The organism is Streptomyces sp. NBC_00154, from assembly GCF_026342835.1.
Classification (GTDB): Bacteria; Actinomycetota; Actinomycetes; order Streptomycetales; family Streptomycetaceae; genus Streptomyces.
Genome location: NZ_JAPEMI010000004.1, coordinates 134,355 through 156,470 on the forward strand (window position 1 = coordinate 134,355; position 22,116 = coordinate 156,470).

The 22,116-nt window shown below is 69.0% G+C and carries 20 protein-coding genes and 1 pseudogene; 12 read left to right on the forward strand and 9 right to left on the reverse strand.

Annotation, left to right across the window (positions count from 1 at the left end; genetic code table 11):
• Positions 1-10: 10 nt before the first annotated feature.
• From ureG to OHA03_RS47020, 8 genes are all read left to right on the forward strand, one after another.
• The gene (gene ureG / locus OHA03_RS46985) at positions 11-706 is read left to right on the forward strand and encodes an urease accessory protein UreG (protein ID WP_267010064.1); all 696 of its coding nucleotides are present in this window, start codon (positions 11-13) and stop codon (positions 704-706) included.
• Positions 703-1,683: an urease accessory protein UreD gene (locus OHA03_RS46990; protein ID WP_267010065.1), complete on the forward strand. Its 981-nt coding sequence runs from the start codon at positions 703-705 to the stop codon at positions 1,681-1,683. Before ureG ends, OHA03_RS46990 begins: the two co-directional genes overlap by 4 nt.
• Positions 1,684-2,582: 899 nt before the next feature.
• A complete protein-coding gene (locus tag OHA03_RS46995; protein ID WP_267010066.1) occupies positions 2,583-3,407 on the forward strand; it encodes a hypothetical protein in 825 nt (274 codons plus the stop codon).
• Positions 3,408-3,651: 244 nt separating this feature from the next.
• On the forward strand, positions 3,652-3,843 hold the full coding sequence (locus OHA03_RS47000; protein WP_267010067.1) for a hypothetical protein: 192 nt from the start codon (positions 3,652-3,654) through the stop codon (positions 3,841-3,843).
• Between the two features lie 404 nt (positions 3,844-4,247).
• Entirely contained in the window at positions 4,248-4,487 is a 240-nt protein-coding gene (locus OHA03_RS47005; RefSeq protein ID WP_267010068.1) for a hypothetical protein, read from the forward strand.
• Positions 4,448-5,800, forward strand: a complete 1,353-nt coding sequence (locus OHA03_RS47010; RefSeq protein ID WP_267010069.1) for an endonuclease domain-containing protein — start codon at positions 4,448-4,450, stop codon at positions 5,798-5,800. The genes OHA03_RS47005 and OHA03_RS47010 overlap by 40 nt, the downstream gene beginning before the upstream one ends.
• A 241-nt stretch (positions 5,801-6,041) precedes the next feature.
• Positions 6,042-6,521 carry a single-stranded DNA-binding protein gene (ssb, locus tag OHA03_RS47015; RefSeq protein WP_267010070.1) on the forward strand — a complete coding sequence of 160 codons (480 nt, stop codon included), beginning with the start codon at positions 6,042-6,044 and terminating at the stop codon, positions 6,519-6,521.
• Positions 6,521-6,784, forward strand: a complete 264-nt coding sequence (locus OHA03_RS47020) for a hypothetical protein (protein ID WP_267010071.1) — start codon at positions 6,521-6,523, stop codon at positions 6,782-6,784. Before ssb ends, OHA03_RS47020 begins: the two co-directional genes overlap by 1 nt.
• Positions 6,785-7,059: 275 nt before the next feature.
• On the opposite strand, the gene OHA03_RS47025 is transcribed toward OHA03_RS47020, so the two are convergent.
• The 3 genes from OHA03_RS47025 to OHA03_RS47030 form a co-directional block, all read right to left on the reverse strand.
• Complete coding sequence (locus tag OHA03_RS47025; protein ID WP_267010072.1) at positions 7,060-8,481, reverse strand: hypothetical protein; 1,422 nt, start codon at positions 8,479-8,481, stop codon at positions 7,060-7,062.
• Between the two features lie 253 nt (positions 8,482-8,734).
• Positions 8,735-9,424 carry a DUF6233 domain-containing protein gene (locus OHA03_RS48220; protein WP_354006179.1) on the reverse strand — a complete coding sequence of 230 codons (690 nt, stop codon included), beginning with the start codon at positions 9,422-9,424 and terminating at the stop codon, positions 8,735-8,737.
• Positions 9,412-9,882, reverse strand: coding sequence for a helicase associated domain-containing protein (locus OHA03_RS47030; RefSeq protein WP_267010073.1), 471 nt, complete (start codon positions 9,880-9,882; stop codon positions 9,412-9,414). Before OHA03_RS47030 ends, OHA03_RS48220 begins: the two co-directional genes overlap by 13 nt.
• A 526-nt stretch (positions 9,883-10,408) precedes the next feature.
• On the opposite strand from OHA03_RS47030, the gene OHA03_RS47035 reads away from it, so the two are divergent.
• From OHA03_RS47035 to OHA03_RS47050, 4 genes are all read left to right on the forward strand, one after another.
• Positions 10,409-11,602 carry an ATP-binding protein gene (locus OHA03_RS47035; protein ID WP_267010087.1) on the forward strand — a complete coding sequence of 398 codons (1,194 nt, stop codon included), beginning with the start codon at positions 10,409-10,411 and terminating at the stop codon, positions 11,600-11,602.
• A gap of 104 nt (positions 11,603-11,706) precedes the next feature.
• Positions 11,707-13,494: a Mu transposase C-terminal domain-containing protein gene (locus OHA03_RS47040; RefSeq protein WP_267010074.1), complete on the forward strand. Its 1,788-nt coding sequence runs from the start codon at positions 11,707-11,709 to the stop codon at positions 13,492-13,494.
• A complete protein-coding gene (locus OHA03_RS47045; protein WP_267010075.1) occupies positions 13,491-14,234 on the forward strand; it encodes an ATP-binding protein in 744 nt (247 codons plus the stop codon). The genes OHA03_RS47040 and OHA03_RS47045 overlap by 4 nt, the downstream gene beginning before the upstream one ends.
• Positions 14,231-15,361 (forward strand): hypothetical protein, encoded by a 1,131-nt coding sequence (locus OHA03_RS47050; RefSeq protein ID WP_267007864.1) that lies wholly within the window; start codon positions 14,231-14,233, stop codon positions 15,359-15,361. The genes OHA03_RS47045 and OHA03_RS47050 overlap by 4 nt, the downstream gene beginning before the upstream one ends.
• A gap of 65 nt (positions 15,362-15,426) precedes the next feature.
• On the opposite strand, the gene OHA03_RS47055 is transcribed toward OHA03_RS47050, so the two are convergent.
• The 6 genes and pseudogenes from OHA03_RS47055 to OHA03_RS47080 form a co-directional block, all read right to left on the reverse strand.
• Positions 15,427-15,774, reverse strand: a complete 348-nt coding sequence (locus OHA03_RS47055) for a hypothetical protein (protein ID WP_267008296.1) — start codon at positions 15,772-15,774, stop codon at positions 15,427-15,429.
• A gap of 36 nt (positions 15,775-15,810) precedes the next feature.
• Positions 15,811-16,257, reverse strand: a pseudogene (locus OHA03_RS47970) (helix-turn-helix domain-containing protein); the annotation flags it as partial.
• Between the two features lie 9 nt (positions 16,258-16,266).
• Complete coding sequence (locus OHA03_RS47065; RefSeq protein WP_323181345.1) at positions 16,267-17,322, reverse strand: CU044_5270 family protein; 1,056 nt, start codon at positions 17,320-17,322, stop codon at positions 16,267-16,269.
• Positions 17,252-17,713, reverse strand: coding sequence for an RNA polymerase sigma factor (locus OHA03_RS47070; protein WP_267007866.1), 462 nt, complete (start codon positions 17,711-17,713; stop codon positions 17,252-17,254). Before OHA03_RS47070 ends, OHA03_RS47065 begins: the two co-directional genes overlap by 71 nt.
• Positions 17,714-18,039: 326 nt before the next feature.
• A complete protein-coding gene (locus OHA03_RS47075) occupies positions 18,040-20,715 on the reverse strand; it encodes a DEAD/DEAH box helicase (RefSeq protein WP_267007867.1) in 2,676 nt (891 codons plus the stop codon).
• A complete protein-coding gene (locus tag OHA03_RS47080; protein ID WP_267007868.1) occupies positions 20,712-21,326 on the reverse strand; it encodes a hypothetical protein in 615 nt (204 codons plus the stop codon). Before OHA03_RS47080 ends, OHA03_RS47075 begins: the two co-directional genes overlap by 4 nt.
• Positions 21,327-22,116: the final 790 nt, after the last annotated feature.

Genomic DNA, 22,116 nt, shown 5'->3' on the forward strand with positions numbered 1-22,116 from the left:
TGGAGTTGACGTGCACCTCGACCACCCTGTGATCATGCCCCAGCGCCACACCCACAGCGCCGAGCCCGTGCGAGGCGACGGCAGCCGCCGCGCTCTGCGGATCGGACTCGGCGGGCCCGTCGGCTCCGGCAAGACCGCCACCGTGGCCGCGCTGTGCCGCGCGCTGCGCGACGAGTTGTCCATTGCCGTGGTCACCAACGACATCTACACCCGTGAAGACGCCGAGTTCCTGCTCCGCGAGGCCGTGCTGCCGCCCGAACGGATCACCGCCGTGGAGACCGGGGCCTGCCCGCACACCGCGATCCGCGACGACATCTCCGCCAACCTTGAAGCCGTGGAACAGCTAGAGGAGACGCTGCAAGCTCTGGACCTGGTGCTCATCGAGTCCGGCGGCGACAACCTCACCGCCACGTTCTCACGTGGCCTCGTCGACGCCCAGGTCTTCGTGATCGACGTGGCCAGCGGTGACGACATCCCCCGCAAGGGCGGGCCCGGCATCACCACCGCCGACCTCCTAGTCGTCAACAAAACCGACCTGGCACCGTACGTCGGCGCCGACCTGGACACCATGGCATCCGACGCACGACGCCAGCGCGGCGACCTGCCCGTCGCCTTCACCAGCCTCACTCAGACCGACGGGATCCACCCGGTCGCCGACTGGGTCAACGGGCGCCTGGCAGCCTGGCGGACCGGAGCAGCCGCATGACCCGCACCACCAGCTCCGCACCCCTGCCACGACCAGCACGGGAAGCGCCCGGTCCCGTCCAGAGGGCCGCACCCGAAACGGTGCGCCCCACCGGCGCCGAGCACCACGACACCGGGTACGACAGTCCGCGGTCCGCCGGGGCGGGGGCGAGCGAGGAATCCGTTCCCCAGACCAGCGGCGTACACGCGACGGCCCAGATCTACGCAGAGCACAACGGCCGCACGACCACACTTCCCTTGCTCCGCAGCGACGGCCCCTTTCACTTGAGACGACTGCGGTGCCGCTACGGACGGGCACGGGTCATGGTGCTCGGCGCGATGAGCGCCCCGCTGGGTGGGGACCGCCTCGCACTCGACATCACGGCCGGCACACGGGCCCGCCTGGACGTCACCACGTCCGCCGCCACCATCGCCCTGCGCGGCTCGACGACCGACCCCGCCACCTACGACGTACGGCTCACGGCAGGCGAGGACGCGTCCTTGAACTGGCTGCCCCAGCCGCTGATCAGCACCCGCGGCAGCACCCTGCACCAGACGTACACCGTCGAACTCGCAGCCACCGCCCGACTGGTGCTGCGAGAAGAACAACTGCTCGGCCGCACGGCGGAGCCACCCGGGCACCTCACCACCCGCCTGACCGTCCGCCGCGCCGGCCGGCTCCTCCTCGACCAGCACACCGCGTACGGCGGCCCCGTCCCCGCCTGGGACGGCCCCGCCGTCCTGGGACATCACCGTGCCTGCGGCCAACTCCTCTTCGTACGGCCGGACATGAAAGTCCTCCTTCGCGAACCGGTGCACCTCGGCGACGACCCGGCGACAGGCTCTGCCGTACTGGCCCCGCTGGCCGACAGCAGCGCCCTCCTTGCCACGGCCGTCGCTTCGACCCCCGCCCGCCTGCGCGATCTCCTCGACACCGCCCTCGCACATGCCGAAGGGACCGGCTCTCCAGCCGCGCCGCGGATCCGGTCAGCGAGGTGATCGCCATCAGCAGTGAAGGCTACGAGTGCGGCTACATGCCGTCCTCCAGCCCGGGGACGCTGTTAAGGATGTCAAGCAGGCGGCCGTGCAGTCTTCGGGGACGGCCGGTCGTCTGCTGAGGGCGGTCAGAACGCGGTAGATCTCACGGGCCACGTAGCGCTTGGGCAGCGCATGATCTCCTTCTTTGACATGCCTTCGGCGGTACGGCGGCCATGTAGGCATGGGTGCGCGGCTTGCCAGCGCTGACGGCAGATCACGATCCGGTGCAGGGCGGAGTTGGCCTGTCGGTGTCCGCCCCGGATGAGCCCGTGAGGTGGATGCGGTCGGCGTGGAAGCCCAGCTTGTCCGGCTCGTCCTTCACTGCGGTCTGCCGTCCGCCCGGATCTCCCCCCGGCGCACCGCGAAACGCATCGATCGGCGAGGGCTGGACCTGGCAGGTGCAGGTACTCGCCCTTGCAGCGAGCGCTGTCACCCTGAGCAGCGCCGAGAACCTTGCGGCCTACTGGGGTGGGATTGCTCTGCTGACCGGAGGGCTGGTGCCGCTGGACGCGTTGGCCACTCGGCAGCGGTCAGCCCTATCAGCCTGAGGCGCCGGGAGCAGGGCTCGTCACACAGGGCCAAAGGCGACGCGGCCTTGACAACTCTGATTCCACATAATGCCCGCCTTCAGTATCTGTGTGCTGCTGTCCATCGCCAAGGCCCGACACGTTCTTCGAGGCTCTGGAGCCGTCGGCCCTGTGCGTCGCTCGTCCGGGCCGGGTGTCTGCGAACGTTCCCGCCTGCCTGGTGGGTCTTGGTGTACTGGACTGTCGGAGCTGGGCGAGGCAGGGGAGTGGGACGTGGCCGGATACAGCAGGGGTCACACCGGGCGCGTGAGAGACTTCAAGGACTTCGAATAGGTGGTGTGGCGCCTCGAGGTCCAAGACCCATCGCAGCTCGCGGGCGAGGATCCCGACCTGGACGAGCGCACCCAGGAGACGATGACGGAGCTGTCCTCCTCGCTGGGCTGCGTGTACGACTCTTGCGTCGACGACGACTCCTACGACGACGAAACGCCGTACTACGCCTGGTGGGTCCGCCTGCCCGCAGCCGAGCATGCCCGACTCGACAAGGACGGCCTGCCGCTGGCCATCGGCCCGCTGCGCCAGTACCTGGCCACCCAGCTTCCCGACGGTTTGAAGTGGGAGATCACGCCGGACCGCGAGTTGACGTACGACCACGCCGGCAGCGTGGCCATGCGGGCCGCCTACGACGATCTGATCGCCCCGTTCGAGCGCGCTCTGATGCCGCTGCGCCGGGACGGGGCTGATGCTCTCGGTCCGCGGGCGAAGGTCTGGAAGTGGGAGGAGAACCTCCTGGTCGGCACGTTCGACCTGTGGCTGTGCAACGACCCGGACCACCCGCACACCTGGATCGTCGTCACCGTCGGCCTGTGGACCGAACCGCAGCTCTTCGACGAAGCGCCCGCAGCCCGCCTCGGCCACTTCGACTTCACCCCGCACCACCCGCTGCTCTTCCTGCCCCGCCCGCCGGCCCCGGCGACCTTCACCGCCCGCATCACTTCCGGCTCTTTCCCCCGCACGGGCACCTCCAGGACGAAGGCCGCCGACGCCATCGGGACAGCTCACCAGTGGACGGCCAACGACCCCGACGTCCTGGTCGAGCGGGTCGCCCACGACATCAAGCTGCTGTGGCCGCACCTCACCGGCCCGGAAAGGAGCTGACGATGGCCTCGTACGCGAAGGACCCGCGCTGCACCGCCATGGCCGAAGCCCTCGTGCCCCTGCTGCGTCGCAACTGCCCGGAAGGCGCCGGTGGATTCGGCGGCTCGTACCAGGTGAACCTGGATGACGAGGAGGCCGTCGGATTGGGTGGGGTGGAACTGATCCGGGCCGCGATGCGTAAAGCGGCACGGCGCCTCGGCTGGAAGGTCACCACGATCGGGAGAACGGCACCCGCCACGGCACCATGGTCGTCGTCCAGGACGTGCGCGAGGTGCCCGAGGAGCACCAGGCCGTCCTCAACGACGCCATGAACGACCGGATGCGAGCCGCGCTGCACAAAGTGTGGGGCGAGCCGGGTCCGGCCCCTGTCCAGCGCGGCTCGGTGGCATTGATGACTCAGGAGTTCCGCGCGGCCGTTGCCACGGGCAGCGCCTAACGCTGTACCGGGGGCCCAGGCAGCCTGGGCCCCCGGTACAGCGGCGACCTCGTCGGAAAGGACATCGCTGCGCGGAAGCGGCAACAGCGTCTCGGGCAAGTGGTCCGTCGTGTCTGCCCGGGCGCGGCCCGCTCCTGCTCGACCACCACGCCTGCCGGGTCCGCGTCCGGCCGGGCCGGCCCCGGCGGAGACGGCCGTGCCCGCGCACCGGCGGCGGCTGTTGCCCGTACCGCGGGGCGAGGCCGGGAGGCCGCATTAGTGTTGCTGCATCACCAGGTGATGCAGCATTCCCTGTTCCTGCGGCCGTGGGCCGCAGGGCGAGAAGGGGTGGCCCGCAGGTTGTTACGCGTCAGCTGTTCTTCTGTCGTGCCGGCGGCGGATGCGGTTGGTGATGATCAGCGGTCGTGATGCGTGAGGCGTACGACGGGTACCAGGTAGCGGGGCGGCTGAAGGTGCCGGTTGCGGCCTGGCGGTGGGCGGCGGCCTCGAACCTGGTCCCGGCCGCCGATGCCGGAGTGGGTCTGTGGTCGCGCGCGGTCGTCGAGGCCATAGATGCGGAGGCGATGCGGGCGGCGCTGCGGAGATGGGCCGTTAGCCTGTGGGTATGTCAGATCGTGTCATCCCGGGCCGTACGGGCGGCCTGATCACTCTGGGCGCTGCGGACGCTTTGTGGGCCGGTTTGACGGCCGGCAGCGCTGTGCCGACGGCTTCTGCGGCGTTCACCTGCTCTCCTGCCAATGCCCAGGCGGGCTACGTCCTGCTCGGTAGCCGTGTGGTGGCGACGGTGAAGGTAAGCGGCGGCCGGTGGAGTGTTCCGGAGTCTGAGGTGCGCCGGGCGGCAGCAGAACTGAACGCGGTTGAGATGGACCGCCAGGACCTGGTCCGCATCGGTCCGTTCCGTGACGGGCCGAAGCAGGAGCACAACGAGGGAACGCCGCTGCGATGGCGCCAGCGCATCGCCCGGGAACTGCATGAGCTGGGCGCCTCCGAGCGGGCAGCGCAACCTGAAGGCGGCCGGCCGCACCATCTGGCGGGGATCGACTGGCGGCGGATACTCGTGGAGGAAACCCGCGACCGGACGGCGCGGACATGGTGGCTGCCGCGCGCTGTGGTCAGGCTGCTGGATGTGGCCGAGCACACCGAAATGCGGTGGCTGCGAGCCGCGCGGACCTGCCGGGCAAGCGCAACCGTCACCGAGTCGCCCTCCCACCACTGGCAGGCCCGGGCCGCCGACGGCCGGCAGACGACGAGTCCCGACTGCGTAACCGCCCCGCTGCGCCCGTACAACGAGGAACTGAAAGGCCACTTGTACTCGGTACTCAGCAGGAAACCCGGCATTTCCCGCAAGGTGGCTGGGTGGATGTGCGCCATCTGTGGCACCGCACCCGCCGCCGTGCTCGACCACTGTCACGAACACGGCTATGTCCGCGCCCCGGTCTGCCAGTCCTGCAACACACAAGAACGCCCCGACCACCTGTACAGCAACGACATCCGCGTGGCCAACCACTACACACGTCTCTTCCACACCGACACGGCCGACTGGCTCCGCCACTGGCACCGCTGCCTCGGCTGCCGCACCCGCACCACCCTCCCGTTGCCACACCTCGCTGCATGGACCGCCCACATAGCGTGCCGATCGCTGCGCCCGACCCACCGCGACCCCCGCGGCTCCCGCGCACGCAAGCCCTGCGGCGCGCTGCGCGTGTCCTGGACCGGCAGCCACAATGCGCCCGGTTCCTGCTTGCTCACTGTCGCCGTCGACTTGTGCCCTTCCGGCGAGCACCGTGTCCTGGCGCGAGTCCCCTACCGCGAAGCCGCCGGGCAGTTTGGCACCTGGCTGGCCGAGACCGCCCCTGCCGTGGCGGCTGAGGCCGGACCCGACCGCCTGGACGGCCTCCCCACCCGGTTCCGGCCGGTCATCGTGGATACCAGCGGTGAGGGCTTGGCGCTGTTCTGAGGCCATGATGACGAAGTCGGCCCGCGCCGTGGGCCGGTAGGTGTCTGACCGGTTCGTGTATCTGCGCGCGGCCTGTTGCGTCTGCTGCTGCAGCCGTGGACCGTTCACGTCATCGCAGACATCGACGCTCCCTGGCCGCTCGTTCTGACCAGTCTCCGACGACCGGTGCAGCACGGCCTTGGCACCGTTTTCGGTGAGAGGGCCGTTCAGGGTGTCGGTGGTGCGTGGGAGGCTTCCTGCCATGCGTAATGAACTTCCTTTGACGGTGATCGGGAATCTCGTGGATGACCCGGAGTTGCGGTTCACCTCTGCCGGGGTGGCGGTCGCCCGGTTCACGGTGGCGTCGACGCCCCGGACGTTCGACCGGGATACGAACACCTGGCGGGACGGGGAATCGACGTTCCTGGACTGCAGTTGCTGGCGGCAGCTGGCGGAGAACGTGGCTGGGTCGCTGTCGAAGGGATCCCGGGTCGTGGTTGCGGGCCGGCTGCGTACCGACCGATGGGAGACCCCGGAAGGAGAGAAACGCTCACGGATGGTCCTGGATGCCGACGATGTGGGGGCCTCCATGACCTTCGCGACGGTCACGATCACCCGTACTGCCCGTCCTGTCCCGCCGCGTGAGACCGCGCCGGACGACCCGTGGTCCACAGCGAGTCCCGTCCGGCCCTCTGAGCGTGCCGACGGCGCAGACGTCCCGGCCGGGGAGCCTGCGTTCTGATGGCGGCCTCGCCCACTTCCGCCAGTAGCTCCCCGGATGGCACGGCAGGCCTGGAAGCTGCCGCACCGGCCGTCATCGCGGCACAGCGGGATCTGCACACGGCCCGCCGCGATCTGACAGCGGCGATCTGGGCGGCCCGCCGAGCCGGAGAGCCCGTCCGTCGCATCGCCGAGCGCACTGGCCTGGACATCATGACGATACGGAACATCCTGGCCGTGCCTCCGGCGAAAGCACAGGACGGTCGTCTTGGCCGCCCCCGGTAGACGGGCCTGCGACACGGGCTGTGAGACCGGGCACGTCACCTCGTCCCCACGCTGCATCGCTGGGCCGCCGCCCGACGGTGGGCCTGTTGCAATGCTCGCCACCGCCGTGACCTGTACTTACCCGAACAGAACACTGCTTCCACCGACTTCGTCGGTGGAAGCACAGCCATAAGCGACAGCATCCCGACCGCCAGTCCACGCGACCGGGGATCCCGGACAGACAACCTGCGGCGCGGCGTACGACTGGGGTTGTGCCGTGTTGGTCTGGCGGATGATTACCGCTCGGCGGTGCGGTCGGAGACCAGCGCTGCGATGGCCAGGTGGGTCTCGTCGTGGTACTCGCGGCGGGCGAGGGACCGCTGGCGGGGCCGCCGCTGCATGTGCTCTGCGCCTGCGTTCTCGACGCAGATTCGTTCGGAGGACTGCTGACTGCGGGTCTCCTCCCAGGCGGTGATCTCCTCGGCCGGGGCGTCTTTCTGCTGTGCAGGGTTGGTGGGCTGGCTCGTGGTGTTGTGGGCAGGGACGGGCGGTTCTAGAAGTGTCTGGGCGCGCTTGGAGCTGAGACTGAGGCGCTGCAGGGCTTGAGCCTGGCCCAGGCCGAGGCGAGTGAGGAATTCGAGTTCGTAATGCAGTAGTTCGGGTGTCCATGTCTTGGTTTGTCTGGGTGTGCGGGTGCCGGTCGGGGTTTCGGTGGGGTGGTCGATGGTGTGTTCTTCCCAGGCCAGTGGTGGTGCCCAGCCTTTGGTCGCAGCGCGTCTGCGTCCTGTGGCGGAGGGGCCGGGGCGATGGGACAGTTCGCTCCAGGCTGCCAGGACCGAGCTTCGTTGAGTGGAGGTGGATCTTTGGGTGCGGAGCAGGTCGCACAGGGATCTGGGCGTGGTGCCGCCGGCCTGGCCGATGGATGCCAGGGTCCAGCCGAGAGCGCACAGTGCCTGGACACGTCGTATCAAGCCGGTGGTGGTGACGTCTGTGTGGCGGGGGAAGGCTGGTGCGGGCAGATCGGTCACTGCCAGCACTCGTGCCGCGATGTTGCGGTTGATGCCGCGCGCGGGGTCTTGGGCGTGGTCGGCGAGGGCGGAGGCAAGGGTGGAGGGATTGATGCCTGCGGTGCGGGCGATGAGCGCGAGGCCCACGCCGTCGTAGCGCAGTTGGAGATGGTGTACATGGGTGGCGACGGGGGCGGCATCGACGGTGTCGCAGCGCCGCGCTTGTCTTTCGGGGAGAGGAGTGCCGCTGCCGAGGGCGAGGAGCCGTTCGGCGGCCGCGGCTTGGATGCGGCGGGGGCGTCCGGCCTCTACGTCTTTGAGCGCAGCTGCCAGCGTGCTCGGTGTGATCCCCGCTGCCCGCGCCAGCACGGACATCGACAAGCCAGGGCGGGACCCCATCACATGGCGGATGTGCCGCATTGCGGGAGCAGCGTCGACGGACTGGCCGCCGTATCCGCATCCGGGCTGCGGCAGATCGGCCACCTTGACCGCCAGCAGCCTGTCCGCCAGCACGCGCGAGACCGCCCGACCTTCACCACCACCGCGAGCAGCGTCATGCAGCAGCGACTTCACCGTCGAAGCGGCCACACCAGCACACCGCGCGACCGCTGCCACCGACACGTCCGGACGCTGCTCCAGCAGACCCTGGACATGAACGAGCACTGGCAGCGCGCTGACGCGGCCGTTGCCCGGGGCAGGGATGGAAGCCAAGGAGTTAACCAGTTCGTGGAACACGGGTGCAGCCGGGCGTGGAAGCCCTGGCGCGGGCACTCTTTGCCCGCCGCGCGGCACTCCTGCCCGACTTTACACAGTGGCTACGCCGACTTGGCGGGGAGGCCACTCGGTCAGCGGCGACGCCGTCACAACCTCGGTGGGGCCAACTTCAGTGCCGGAGTGGGGCCAATTGAAGTTGCCACAAACAGGGAGGATAGGCGGGAATGGTGCGGGTTGGCCTCGTGCCGCCTCAAGGAGACGGGGGCTCGTTCCCAGTAGCCAGGGACCCCGCCGCGTCGCATTCTTTGCACGCTGTTGTGCGGGGCTGGCCAAGCGCGGCCAGGGCCTGTTCCCGGTCCAGTCTCTGTCCGCCGGGTGCGCAGCCGATGACGTGCACGAGTGTGGCGCCTGGATGGCCAGGTCGATGTGGCAGGCGCTGAACCGTCCAGGCTGGCTCCACACCCCTGGACAGGGCTGCTGAGGACCGGCGATGGGTGGGTACCTGCTCGTAGGAGACACCCGGAACAGGGCGTGCCTGCGCGGGACTTACCCAGGCCCGGTGCTCGACCGGTTCCACACCATCGCTCGCGCTGCCCCGCCACATCATGACGCCGATGTGATACCGCCAGCCGTCCCGCACTTGCCGACGGGCGTGAAGTCGCGCTCGTATCTCCTGGCCGTCTGGCAGCACGACAACAATAGGCGGCGGATCCTGAGGGCCCTCGTCCTGGCTCACACAGTCACCGCTTCCATCCTCCAGTGCCTCGCGCGCCCTCGGCCCCGGAGTGACTCGTCGTCTGGTTCGGCGTTGCTGCAGGTGGAGCCCGGCGGCAGCAACAGCCGGATGCGCAGACCGTCCGCGAGATCGGCTCCATTCTGGCGTATTGACCAACGCTGAGGACGCCCGGGATGGTCCATCCCAGGAATCTATGTAGCCCATTCCAGCCCGAGTTCGGCGAGGGTGGCGAGTTGCTGGTCGGTGAGGCGGTCGCGCCGGTTTTTCTGGTTGCCGATCCAGATGCCGGTGCGGTGCTCCGTGCCGTCGGCCAGGACCTCGACGTGGCTCCGGCCGGGCATCGCGCTCTCCCTCTCGACGTACTGCGCCAGGGCCTCCAAGCCCTTCTGGAAGGCCGCACCGCCCTTGCCCGACCCGGACGCCGTGCCGGCCTTCGCGGGCTCCTTGCGGGGCCGTACGGCCGGTTTCACGCCCATCTCGCCCAGGCGGTGTTGCTGTTCCGGGTTGAGTTGCGCCCAGTCCCGTACCTGCCGCGCGGTCCAGCGCCCGATGTCGTCGCCGTGGTGGGTGACGCCGGGCAGGATCTCGTCCAGTGTTCCGCCGGCCGCGAGGAGGGCGGTCAGTCCGGCCCAGTGGCGTTGCCAGTCGACGGTCCACCCCAACTGTCCGGGGTTCCAGTCCGGGTCGATCGCGGCGAGCTGCTCGGCGCGCCGTGCTGCGCGTTCGGGGTCTTTGCCGAGTCCGCCGGGGCGTCGGAGGTTGGTGAGCCATTGCCCGACCGGTTTGTCGAGGGCGGTGGCGTGCCGTGGGGCGGCCAGGGTGCCGGCCTGTGCGTAGTACGTGTGATTGGGCGGCGTGGTGGCAGTGGGTGGGCGTCAGCGGGATCGCGGTGTGGATGTCCTGGTAGTGGGTGTGGGGCGGGGTTTTGGTTGCTGTCATGGGGTGACTAAGCGGCTGTTGTGGTGTGGCTAGCAGGCCGGTTGGTGGCTGTCATGGCTTTCGCTGTTCCTATGTGAGGGGCTGGCGGGGTCGGGTGGGCTGGGCCGTATGACGGTTCAGGGAGGTCCGGCGGGGGCCGGGGCGGGATCGGCTGGTGCTGTGTCGGCTGAGGGTGCGTCGTTGGCGCGGGGTGTGGTGGTACGGCGGCTTCTTGCGGTGGATGGCGAGGGGACGCTGTCGCGGTTGCATGTGCGGATCGCTGCGGAGCTGGCGGGGGTGTCGGAGCGGACGGTGTGGCGGTGGCTGGCGGATGGACGCCGGGGCCATGTTGAGGCGCGGCCGCGGCAGGACGGGTTTTCGCTGAGCGACGCGTTGTGGGAGGTCCTGGCTCAGGCGGGCGGGAACGTCGCGGAGTTGCGGCGCAGGATGCTCCGGGCCCAGGAGGAGGGGGTGTTGGAGGGGTGGGGTGCGGAGTGTGTGCCCTCGCTGCCGACCCTGCACCGCGTCATCAAGAGGGATCTGGGGACGGGCCGGGTTCTTGAGGTGGCCCGTCCGGCAGGGGCCCGGGCCGGGCTGGAGCCGAGCCGGTATGACCGGGCACTGGCGGATCTGGGGCTTGTGGACGGGGCTGGTGGTCCGCTTGTTGTCGACGGACCGCCCGCCGACGTGCCGGTTCCGGAGGGCGTCGTGGATGCGGGGGTGCGGGGCGGCGGTGTGCGGTTGTACGTGCCGGGGGCCCGGCTGGTGTCGACCCGGCAGGTGGCCGGTGTGGTGGAGGCGGTGGGGCATACGGTCGCGGCCCGCGGGATGTGCTGTGTGTACGGGGACACGGGCCTGGGGAAGACGGTCGCTGTCGAGCAGGCGTTGCATCTTCTGCCCGGACGGGTGCCGGTGTGGCGAGCGGTGGCCGGGGTGGCGCCCGGTCTGCCGCAGCTGCGGGCCTCACTGTGCGAAGCGTTCGGGCTGCAGTCGGGGGCGCTGCCGCACCGGGCCGGGCCGGTCAGCCAGGCTCTGATGCGGGTACTGGCCGTACCGGGTGTGCTGTTCCTCGATGACGCCCAGCGTCTGACACCGCCACTGGACTACCTGCGGCAGTTGTGGGACGCGCCGGGCTGTGCGGCGGCATTGGTGCTGTGCGGGGCCGGAAGCGAACGGGCTCTTGCCCGCGCTTCGGCGCTGCGCTCACGAGTGCTGACCTGGCATCAGATCGGCCGGCTGGATGCGTCTGGGGTGCCGCAGACGCTGAGCCTGTTCCATCCGGTGTGGGCGCAGGCGGATGCGGACGACGTTGCGCGGGTGGACGAGCAGATGGCACGCGGCAATTTCCGTACCTGGGCGAAGATCACGTCGCATGTCTACGCGGCCCGCGAGCGCGACCCCGCAAGGTGTGTGGACCGGGAGCTGATCGAGCAGGCCTGCGCACGTCTGGGGCCCTATCCGTGACGGTCGGGGCTGGTCGAAGGGCTTGTGTATGGGGCCTTCACCTGTTCCGACGGGGTGAACGAAGACAGGCTCCACCGAAGCGGATAAGAACGAAGGGGCATGGGGTGGACGGACAACCGCTGGCGCCGCCGGAGGATCCGGCCGGTGTTCTGGGGGAGGAGTCCTTGACGGCGTTGCGGGCGCCGGCGGTGCGCCGTCTGCTGGCGCTGCGCGCCGAGCGGCGGCTGTCGCGGGAGCATGTGCGCCTGGCAGGGGAGTGCCTGGGCGTGTCGGAGCGGACGGTGTGGCGGTGGCTGGCTGAGGCCTCCCTCTCGCCCGACGCCGCGATCCGCCCCGGGGAACGCAGCGGTGACCGGTTCGAGATCACCAGGGAGATCCGAGTGCTGCTGGCGTACTGGCACGGCAACGCTTCCGCGGTCCACCGCCAGCTCATGGAGCGTGCCGCGGCCGAAGGCGGGAGCGTACGCGTGCAGGCGTCCGGCACTGCCGAGTCCGTCCCGCCGGACCCGGTGACTGTTCCGGGCGGGGCAGCCCTGTCGCAGGTGCCGCTGCTGGATCCGGTGCCTTCCCTGTCGACGTTCCTGCGCGCGGTGCGTCGAGATCTCACCGCGGGGGAGCGGGCCGGTCTTGCCGCGGGACCGGACGCGGCACGCGCGCACGACGTCTTCGGCAAACGGGCGGCCTCCTGGCGCAATCACGTGTGGGAGACGGATCATGTCCAGGCACCGCTGCTGGTTGATGCCGACGGCGACCTGGTGCGCCCGTGGGTGACGTGGTTCATCGACACCGCCACCAAAGTCATCACCGGCATCGCCGTCACCCCTGGTGTCCCTTCCCGCGCCTCCGTGCTGGTCGCGCTGCGCGCTGCTGTGCTGCGTGAAGACCCCTACGGCCCCGCGGGAGGGACACCGGAGCAGGTGCGAGTGGATCGGGGCAAGGACTTCCTGTCGAGGACCGTCACCACGGCGTTCGGCACGATGGGCGTGACGGTAAAGGACTTGCCGGCCTACAGCCCTCACCTCAAGGGCACGGTGGAAAACCTCAACCGGGCCGTCGACCGGATGCTGTTCGCGGCCCTGCCCGGCTACACCCTCACCTCCACCAAGCCCCGCTCTGGCCGGCGAAGCAAAGCCGCGGGCCGCAAGCCGGAGACGTCCGGTGCCATGTCGTTTCAAGACTTCACAGCGGAGGTGCTTGCCTGGACGCACTGGTGGAACACCGAGCACCGGCCGCAGGCGCTGTCCGGCCGCACGCCGCTTGAGGCATGGCAGGCCGATCCGACGCCCGTCACCGACGTCCCCGCCGCCGACCTGTGGACGTTCACCCTCGAAGACGACGGCCGCCCGCGAAGGCTGACCAGCCACGGCGTGCGGTGGCGCGGGCGCACCTACATCGCCCCGTGGATGACCGGCCAGGCCGGCCGTACCGTCACAGTGCGCTATATGCCGCACCACAATCATGAGATCGACATCTGTGACGCGAGCGGCAGGTATCTCGGGCCCGCGCACCTCGCGGACGCGGCCACCCTCGAACAACTCCAGGCCCTGCGCACGGCCCGTGCGGAGCGTGCCCGACGTCTGCGCGCCGAGGTGAAAGCCGCCGAGATGCTGCGCAGACAGCGCTTCGCCCCGGTCACCACGGCCGGGCCGGCCCAGCGGCTGGGAGCCCTCACCTCCGCTCAAGCCGGGCGCGAACTGGCCGCCGTCGAGCACACCGACGCCTCGAAGCTGGCGCTGCCGGACCTCATCCCGCCCGCCGCGCCCCCGGCCGACTGGCGTACTCCGCCTTCTCTTGCCCCCTGGACCACGCCCGGCCGGCCTGCTCCCGTCCCGTCCGAACCTGCCCCCGACGGCCCGGCCGCACAGACCGATGAAGACGGAGACGCCTCGTGACCTCGGCCACCTACCAGTACGTCGACCTGCCTGATGCGTCCGTGGTCACCACCCGCGCCCTGCTCACCGCCCGGGAGAACATCACCGACACCGTCGCCGCCCGCGCCATGATGTGCATCCACGGCGGCGCCGGCTTCGGTAAGACCCTCGCCGTCAACACCTGCCTGCGCGAGCTCGAACCGCACGAGGACGTCCGCCGCGTCACCTTCCGCGCCCGCCCCACCGCCCGCGCGGTGCGCTACGAGCTGTTCACCGCTCTCGGCCTGCCCGGCGAGGCGCCCCGCCACCCGAGCGAGTTCGACCGTCTGCTGAAAACCGCCCTGGCCGAGCGGCCCCGCACCTTCCTGGTCGACGAAGCACAGTGGCTGAACGGGGAGGCCTTCGAGTACTTCCGCTACCTGTGGGACGAACCCACCACCCAGCTCGCGATCGTCTTCGTCGGCGGCGCCGGCTGCCACTCCGTGCTGCGCCGCGAGCCGATGCTTTCCTCCCGTGTTTTCATCTGGCAGCAGTTCGCCCGCCTCACCCCGCAAGAGGTCCAGGACGTCATCCCCTTGTTCCACCCGGTCTGGGCCGACGCCGCCCCCAAGGACATCACCTTCGCCGACCAGCACGCCGCCCACGGCAACTTCCGTGCCTGGGCCCAGCTCACGGCCCATATCCGCACCGCTCTGGCCCGCACCGGGCGCCCGAAGGTCGACGAGGAGCTGCTGCGCTGGGCCTTCAGCCGTCTCGCATGAGCACCCTCAGCTTCAAGGAGCCGCCGCCGGTCGTGCTCGTCCTGGACCCGTACGACGATGCGGTGCACACACACGCCGCGCTGGCCGCCCACGACCTGCCTGCCGGCCGGGTCACCCTGCACCCCGGGCCGGGTACCACCAGCGACACCGCCCTCGCCCACGACCTCCTCGCCGCCCTGGGCAAGCCGCCCCAGATGACCGGCCGGTTCCGCTCCGGCAGACAACCCGTCTGGGAGGCCGCCACCGCCTGGATCCGTGCGCTGCCCGTCACCCGGCTCACTGTCCTGCGTGCCCACCGGCTGACTGACCGCCGCCTTCAACGCCTCCTGCGCCTACGCGATCACACCGGCGTCCATCTGACCCTCGTCTGCCACCGACCGCGCATCCCCGTCGCCCTGCACCAAGCCCTGCTACCTGTCGCCCACACCCGCACCAGCACATTTGAATCCGCCCGCGGCCATTACTACGGCCCACCCACCACCTGGTGCCCTCCGCTATCCCCGGTCGGCGGCGTAGCCCCCGGGCGCTGGATCACGCTGCCCGCCCTGGACCGCCTCGTCTCCTACGACAGCCCCAGCCCCTGCCACGGCCCGTGCACACCACCGCCGATCGACTGGAGACACCGCCCACCACCGAAGCTCATCACCCCGGCGACCGCAGCCGAAGTCGCCCGCCGGATCCACGCTGCGACCGCCCACCCCCGTCTGGCTGCAGCCCTGGCAAGCGCGATTTTCACAGGCGCTTCCTTCCAGCAACTAGCCACCGCCCGCACCGAAGATTCCGACGGCGCAGCCGTCCTCGCGCTGCACGACCCCACCCGCTACACCGACGGCTGCGCGACCTACCCCGTACCCGAGTGGGCCCGCGTCTTCCTGCGCGCCGCCGTCTACTTCGCCCAGTTGGCCCCCACCGAAGACCAGCGGCTGCTGGCCAGCCTCGACGACCGAGCACTCCTGCTGCGATCCGCCGAGACAGCGAAACTGCGCCCACCGCAGCCTCCCGCCGGCAGGCGCACCAGTCCACGCGGCCATGTCGAATGGACCTGGCGCGAGCGTGAGGAAGCCGAACGCCACAGTGGCCTGCTGACGGGGGCCAGCCTCCGCCGATCCGTCAGCTCGCGCAGCTGAAGCCCGTCCGGTCTGCCGCACTCCTCGAACACACCACATGGATCCAGCTTGCGCGGCTCTCGGGTTCAGCGGGTGATGAAGTCTGCGAACTCGATGTCGCTGAAGGTGATCTGCAGGCCATGAGCACGACGACCCCAGTCCCGGAAGTAGGCGTGCCCCAGAGCCCGGGCAAGGATCACCACCTGCTGTCGCTCACCGGCACCCGCATCCCGGGCCGCGAACAACTCCCGTGCGACCGCTCCGGAAAGCTCCTGGGTGATCAGCCGCTGTCGTGGGTCGTCGGAAGACCCCGCGGCGGAAGCGAACCCGAATCGCGCTCTGGCGTGCAGGACGATGCCGCGGGCTTCGGCCTGCGCTTGGATACGAGCGCGTACCCGCGGCTGCCACCAGACGCGGACCACATCCTCGATCACGCGGACATGCGCAGGGCTGGGACGTCCCTGAACACCTGCCTTCGCAGTCACCCACCGCTGCACGGTGCGCTGAGAAACCCCAAGCAGAGCAGCCAACCGCTTCGTGGACCCTTTCTCCGACTTGAGGAGGAACTTGAGGCGGTCGGCCGTACTGGTGGGGACGGGCCGCGTGCGCACGAGCCGCTCGAGTCCCTCCGCTATCTTTCCCAAAGTCTTCGACCTCCTGGACGTCCGGTGGAGCGGCTCGCGATCAAGATGCCCTTGGTCTGAATCGGTGGATCCGGCTGGCCGCGGGGTGGTCCGCCTCGTGCTCTCCGTACAGCCAGTCGGCTCACAGATGGTCCGGGTACCGTTCCGGAATCCGACGCAGAGACGGGCTGGAGGCTTGCTTCGAGATCCTGTCCGGTTCACATCATGAGGTGGATCAGCCTTGTGTGAGCCGTTGTCTGTGGGTCGTGTCGGGCTGGGGCCCTGCAGCCCCACCCCGGAGGGTTACAGGTAGGTGATGTAGAGGACGACAGCGGGCGGTTTGACGTTCAACTTTCCTGCGTCGTGGGTGAGTTCTTCCTCATAGGCGAGGAGGTTCCCGTTTTTCGGGTCGAACAGCAGGGTCTGTTCTTTGGGGAGTCCTCCGTATCGCGATGCAACGGTGAAGGCGGCACCGACCCGGCCCGCGCGATCCTCGACGTTGCCCCGGTACCTGATGCCCTGCGTGTCCTTGAGGGCCCGCAGGAGGGCTGCCCTCTGGGCGGGCGAGAAGTGCCGGTCCAGGAGGCGCTCGGCGACGGAGTCGAACGTCTCGCCGGGGCCGGATGTTTCGTAGCCCTCGGCGAGCCAGCGCTTCATGGCGCTCGGGCCGGTGGGGGCTTCGTGGTTTCTCGGGTCGGACATGTCGGCCGGCCCGGATGAATCCGAGTGCTCCTGCGGATCGGCGCCCACTGACCCGGCTGCTCCCCACCTCTCGCGCTGCGCGTCGTTCTGGAACTGAGGCTTGACGGTACGGACGGTCCACTTCTGCGACCCGTCGGGCTTCTTCCAGGTCGTGCGCCGCTCCGGAATGATCGCCGAGGTCACCTGCGCGCCGTCGATCCGGGTGGACAGTGACCAGCTCTCCTGGACGAAGCGCTGCGTGCCACCGTGGGGTGCATCGTTGGCAAGCCCCTCGATGCGCTGGGCGATCTCCTCCAGGACTTTGGCGGCCGGACGGTTACCGGCCTGGTAGGCCAGGGGCTTGGGGGTGATGGCGTACGCGGGCTGGGGCGCCGTCCCCCACATGTTGGTGACCACCAGGGCGAAGGCCGCAGCAGCCGTGGCCAGGCCACTGACCAGCAGCCAACGCCGGCCACGCCGATGGGAACGGCGAACACTCACATGCGCGCCCTCGGCCGGCGTGGAAAGAATCGATGTGAGCACCTGTTCGTCAGCTGGCGTGGCTGCCTCTCGAGCCGGGTCCAAAGACCGCAAGACACGATCCGTCTCACGCACCCGCTTCACCCCGCTTCGTCGTTGCCGACTGCACCAAGGCATCCCATTGCGGTGCAGTTCCATCAAGAAGCCGGAGGGCAAGCCCGTTCTTGAGGCGCTTGCGTGCACGATGGAGACGAACCTGATAAGCACCCACGCCACAGCCGAGAATCTTTGCTCCTTGCGAGGAAGCCACCTCGTCCCACAACGCCAACCGAAGCACCTCCTGGTCCGCTTCGCTCAGAGCGTCGAACGCAGTGGCCATCTCCATGCGCAGCGCCACATCCTCGGTGTGGTCCCCACCCTCGTCATGCGGCTGGGCCTTCAACCACTCGGACACACGCAATCGGTGCTTGTCCGACCGATAGGCATTGGCCAGGGTCCGGCGCGCCACCCCGTACAGCCAGGCCAACGCCTTGCCTTCGGGCAGCTCACCGAACCTGCGCCAGGCGACCAGGAATACCTCGGCGACCACGTCGCCACGTGGTCGCCGTGGATCCGCCGGCGCACGTACGCATCGACGGCCGAATAGTGCCGCCTGTAGAGCTCGGTGAACCGCTGCTCGTCGCTCGTAGTCTCCACTTCCCCTCCACCCTGTCTATGTGCGGCGGCCACGGCTCCTTACCGATGTTCGGAAGATTCTTTGGGCGGACCCGCGCCTTCACATCCGCACGCTGTGTCCTGCCCCCGTGCCGAGGCAGGACGGCTCTTGGCACGCTGGCAGCCCGGGACCCGGGGCGTGATGCCCGGGGTATGCGCCCTCTCCCGGTCAGGCGGTTCAATGACGTGGCGTTGATCGGGTCACTGCGCCCATTCGATGCCTAGTTCGGCCAGGGTGGCGCGCTGCTCCACGGTGAGTTTGTCGCGGCGGGTCTTGGTGTTCGTGATCCACACGCCCAGCTTCACCATGACGGGGGCGGTCTCGCTTTCCACGACGATCTCTTCTGCGTGCCCGCGCGGAACCCGGTGGTGTCGTTCGCGGGCGATGTACTGGGCGAGGGCCTGTACGCCCCTCTGGAAGGCTGCTGACGCCTTCCCGGACATCTTCCCGCCGCCCTTGGCTGCCGGGGTCGGGGCGGGGCGCTGGGCTGGCTGAATGCCCAGCCCGGTGAGCCGTTCCTGCTGCTCGGTGGTCAGCTGTGCCCAGGAGTTGGCCTGTCGCTGGAGCCACCGCCCGAGGTCGTCGCCTTCGTAGGTGACGCCGGGTTGGATGTCGGGGAGGTTGCCGCCGGGTTCGGTATTGGCGAGGTCGGCGAGTACCCGGTAGTGGCGTTGCCAGTTGAGTGGCCAGGGGCAGTTCCAGTCTTCATCGATGGCGGCGAGTTGCGCCGCGCGGTGCTCGGCCCGCTCCGGATCCTTGCCGATGCCGCCCTTGCGGCGGAGGTTGGCGATCAACTGTCCGATCGGGATCAGGCTGTCGGTGCCTCCTTCGCCCCATAGGGTGTCTTGGCGGGGTGCGAGGTGTCCGTGGGCCCGGTGAAAACTGCGCAACGCCGCGAGTTTGGTTTCCCATGCTTCGTCTCCGGGTTCCCAGACCATCCCGGCCTCCGGTGCGTCGAGGAGGGTTTTGCGGTGGTCGTCGAGTTCGCCGGCGCGGTATGCGCGGCGTTGTTGGTGGACCCACCTGCCGAGCGGGAACGCTTTCGTGACGCCGACCTCGGTCTCTGTGTCGTAGGGGACCGCGTGGAGCCCGGTGATGTGGTTTTCGGTGCGCCAGTGTCGGAGGGCTTGGTAGCCCTCGAGCCAGACGAGGGTTTCGGGTCGGTACACCCGCGTACGCAGGAACGCGGCGATGGTGGCCGGGTCTCGTGGAGTGGAGAAGTGGAGCAGCGCGGACTCGAGCACGGCCCGCGTCCCGTTCTCCTGGTCGACGACCTCACCCTCGCCTTCGCCCTCGGTTCCGATGATGCGCCCGTCGGCGTCGCGTACGAGGTGGTGGGGTTTGGCCCGTGGCTGCCGCGAGAGTGCTTGCGAGGCGAGTTGTTCGACGAGGTGTTCCGAGTGTGAGCGGAGTCCGTTTAGGACGGTTACGAGGGGGCGGTAGCTGGCGGAGGCGATCATGTCGTCGGGGTCCTCGCCGGGTTCCAGGAACACCGGCACGATGATCCGGGCGACCTTCGTGGTCCCGTCCGGGTTGGGCCGCAGTGCCCGGCCGATGTTCTGGACGATCTCCACTTGGGAGCCGCGGGTGTCGGCGAAGCAGATCGCTTCGACTCCGCGTGTGCCGACGATGTCGACGCCTTCACCGAGCACGCGGACGGACGCGAGGAATGCCCGGTGGACCCGGCGGTTGTTGGCGTTGATGCCGCCTGCGAACTGTCGTAGGACTTCGCGGCGTTCGCTGACGAGGTGGTCGCCGCAGAGCCAGTTTGCCCAGACGCGGTCTGGGGGGACGTGGCGGTAGGGCTCCAGGTTGTAGAGCTTTGCGTGGATTGAGGATGGCGGTAGTGCTGTGGCGTCTTCGAGGAATGTGTCGGATGCTTCGGTGGCGTAGAGCTCGGCCGCGGTTTCGGGGAGCTTCTCTGCGAAGGCGGCTGCCTCTTCCACTCGCTGGTGGAACGTCATGACCGTATGCAGGTTGCGTGCGGCGGCGTGCTCCAGCAACGCGGTCTGCAGCAGCGCGAGGCGCCGGCCCCGCAGCGCTTCTTCCGACAGCCCCAGCACCGGCTCGGGGTCGCGGATTTCGATCACATCGATCTCGAAGCCCGCCAAAATCCCCCGCTCGATGGCCTCCGACAGTCCGAGTTCGTAGATCCATTCGCCGTACGTTCCGGCCGGGTCGGACGTCATGGAGGCGATGTCCAGCTCCTGCCCGTCCTGGCCTCTCTGCGGCCGGGGTGCGGCGAGGATGCGCGGAGTCGCGGTCAGGTAGAGCCGGAAGTCCGCGGGGATTCGCTGGTTGTCGTGGATCGCGGCCCAGGGCCGGCCGAGGTCTCCGGCGGTTCCGTGTGCTTCGTCCACGACCGCGAGGTCGAACGGCTCCATGGTCTGCCCGTACAGCCGCTGGCCGCCCGCGAGAGCGGCTTCCAACGGCCCGCGCACCTTCCGCTGCCCCAACGGGGCGTCGATGTCCTCGCGGTCGACGAGGGAGGCGTAGGTGGCGAACACGATCACCGGCCCGGAACCCGCCCACAGCGCGAGCTGGATCGGGTTGGTGGTCGTCCGCACGCCGAGCTGCTCCAGGACGTCGTCCTTCTCCAGCGAGCACACGGCAACCATCGGGGAGCGGTGGCCGACCCGGCGCCACGCCTGCGCGGTCTGCACGAGGAGGTCCAACGTGGGGACCGTGACGAGGATCCGGCCGCCGGGGAAGTTGTCCAGCGCGGCCGAGGCGGCCGTGATCGTCTTCCCGGAGCCGGTCGCGGAGACGACCGTGCCACGGAGCCCCTCAGCGGGCACAGATGATCTTGCAGGGAATCCCACCCATTTACGGATGCCTGAATTCGCTTCTACCTGGTGTTCTCGAAGCTGGATCAAAACAATTCTCCGGGTTCGGGAAGGACCTGCTCGACCGAGGTGATCCGGTATCCGCCCTGCCGGTAAGGGCCGTCTGGGCGTCCGTAGACGGTCCAGGGCCGGTGGGCGGCTTCGCTGAGGGAGGAGGCCATCAGATGCACGGTGAGGCACGGTTCGCCCAAGCAGCCGGCCCGCTGGGCAACGAGCCGGTAGACCCGATGGCGCAGCATCTCGGCCGGTGCCCCGCCATGTTGCTCCGCCGCGGCTATGTCAGCGGCCACACGCTGCATCCGCTGCTCCTCACGGCGGCCTACACGCGGATCCTGCCCCGGTACATAGACAGGCATCTGCCGCTCCGTCATCACGTGGGCTACACGCTTCCATTCAAGGTGCTCCCACACGGCGATCGCCAGCTCACTCAGGCTGAGGAGCTCTGCCAGTCCTTCGCGTGCGCGTTCCTCGCGTTCCCGGGAGAGCCGCACATGCGTCCGCACCTGGCCGAGGGCGAGCCCGGTGGCCTTTCTCGTCACACCGAGCCGCGCAATTTCTTCCGGAAGATATTCGTAGAATGACATGAGCCCCGTCCGCGCCCAGAGGGTATCCCTTGTTTCTACCAACTCTACATGCTGCATCAAATCAATGATGCGTGGCACCGAAACCAGGACACGAACGAGCGACCCCTCGTAGCCAGTCGCACACCCGGCCCCCTTCCCGGCAGACGGGGGCCGGAAAGGGCACGGGGGTCTGGGGCGAAGCGGAGGGCCTCGGTCCCGTTGGTGTGGGTCACCCCTTAGGGTGCTGCCAGACCAGGGCTTCATCATGACGCCTGGCGGTTCATCACAGGGGCATGCATGAGTAGGCAGACAGAACAACGGCGTCCTTGGATAGAGCGCACGCTCTTTGGCACCCCGTTCCGGGTGGCGGTCTACCTGACCGTTCTGACACTTGCCAGTCTGGTGAAACTCGTGTGGGCAGTACAGGACGACCACAGCTTCAAGGTTGTGGTGACCAGCTTCGTAATCCTGCTCAGCACAGCGGGCGCTGTGCTGTTCTGGCGTATCCACCGCAGAAGCCACCGGGCCCCCTAGCCAGCCAGGCCCGCGCAGCGGGTCCAGGTCCTGAAGGCGAAGCCGGAAGGACTCAGGGTGGAGGAGCGCAGCGGACACACCCTCAGGTGAGATCTCACACCTCGCCTAACCGGCAACCCGTCCGCCCGCCCGCAACGGGCCGGCCCCTACCCCCTGGAGCGCAGCGGAAGGGCACGCCCGGCAAAGCCGGGCAGGGGTGAGCGAAGCGAACCCCAGACTCCGTGAAACGGAGTCAACTCTGGTGCGAAGCACCAGAGTCCACACCCCTGCGAAGCAGGGGTGCGCAACCACCGTGCGAAGCACGGTGGTTCGCTTGCACATCGCGCAGCGATGT

Coding starts and splice junctions, on each gene's coding strand:
- OHA03_RS47000 (WP_267010067.1), top strand. CDS start 3,652: ATGGTCGTCGTCCAGGACGTGCGCGAGGTGCCCGAGGAGCACCAGGCC.
- OHA03_RS46990 (WP_267010065.1), top strand. CDS start 703: ATGACCCGCACCACCAGCTCCGCACCCCTGCCACGACCAGCACGGGAA.
- OHA03_RS47020 (WP_267010071.1), top strand. CDS start 6,521: ATGGCGGCCTCGCCCACTTCCGCCAGTAGCTCCCCGGATGGCACGGCA.
- OHA03_RS47065 (WP_323181345.1), bottom strand. CDS start 17,322: ATGGAACTGCACCGCAATGGGATGCCTTGGTGCAGTCGGCAACGACGA.
- OHA03_RS47080 (WP_267007868.1), bottom strand. CDS start 21,326: ATGCAGCATGTAGAGTTGGTAGAAACAAGGGATACCCTCTGGGCGCGG.
- ssb (WP_267010070.1), top strand. CDS start 6,042: ATGCGTAATGAACTTCCTTTGACGGTGATCGGGAATCTCGTGGATGAC.
- OHA03_RS47050 (WP_267007864.1), top strand. CDS start 14,231: ATGAGCACCCTCAGCTTCAAGGAGCCGCCGCCGGTCGTGCTCGTCCTG.
- OHA03_RS47010 (WP_267010069.1), top strand. CDS start 4,448: ATGTCAGATCGTGTCATCCCGGGCCGTACGGGCGGCCTGATCACTCTG.
- OHA03_RS48220 (WP_354006179.1), bottom strand. CDS start 9,424: ATGGGCTACATAGATTCCTGGGATGGACCATCCCGGGCGTCCTCAGCG.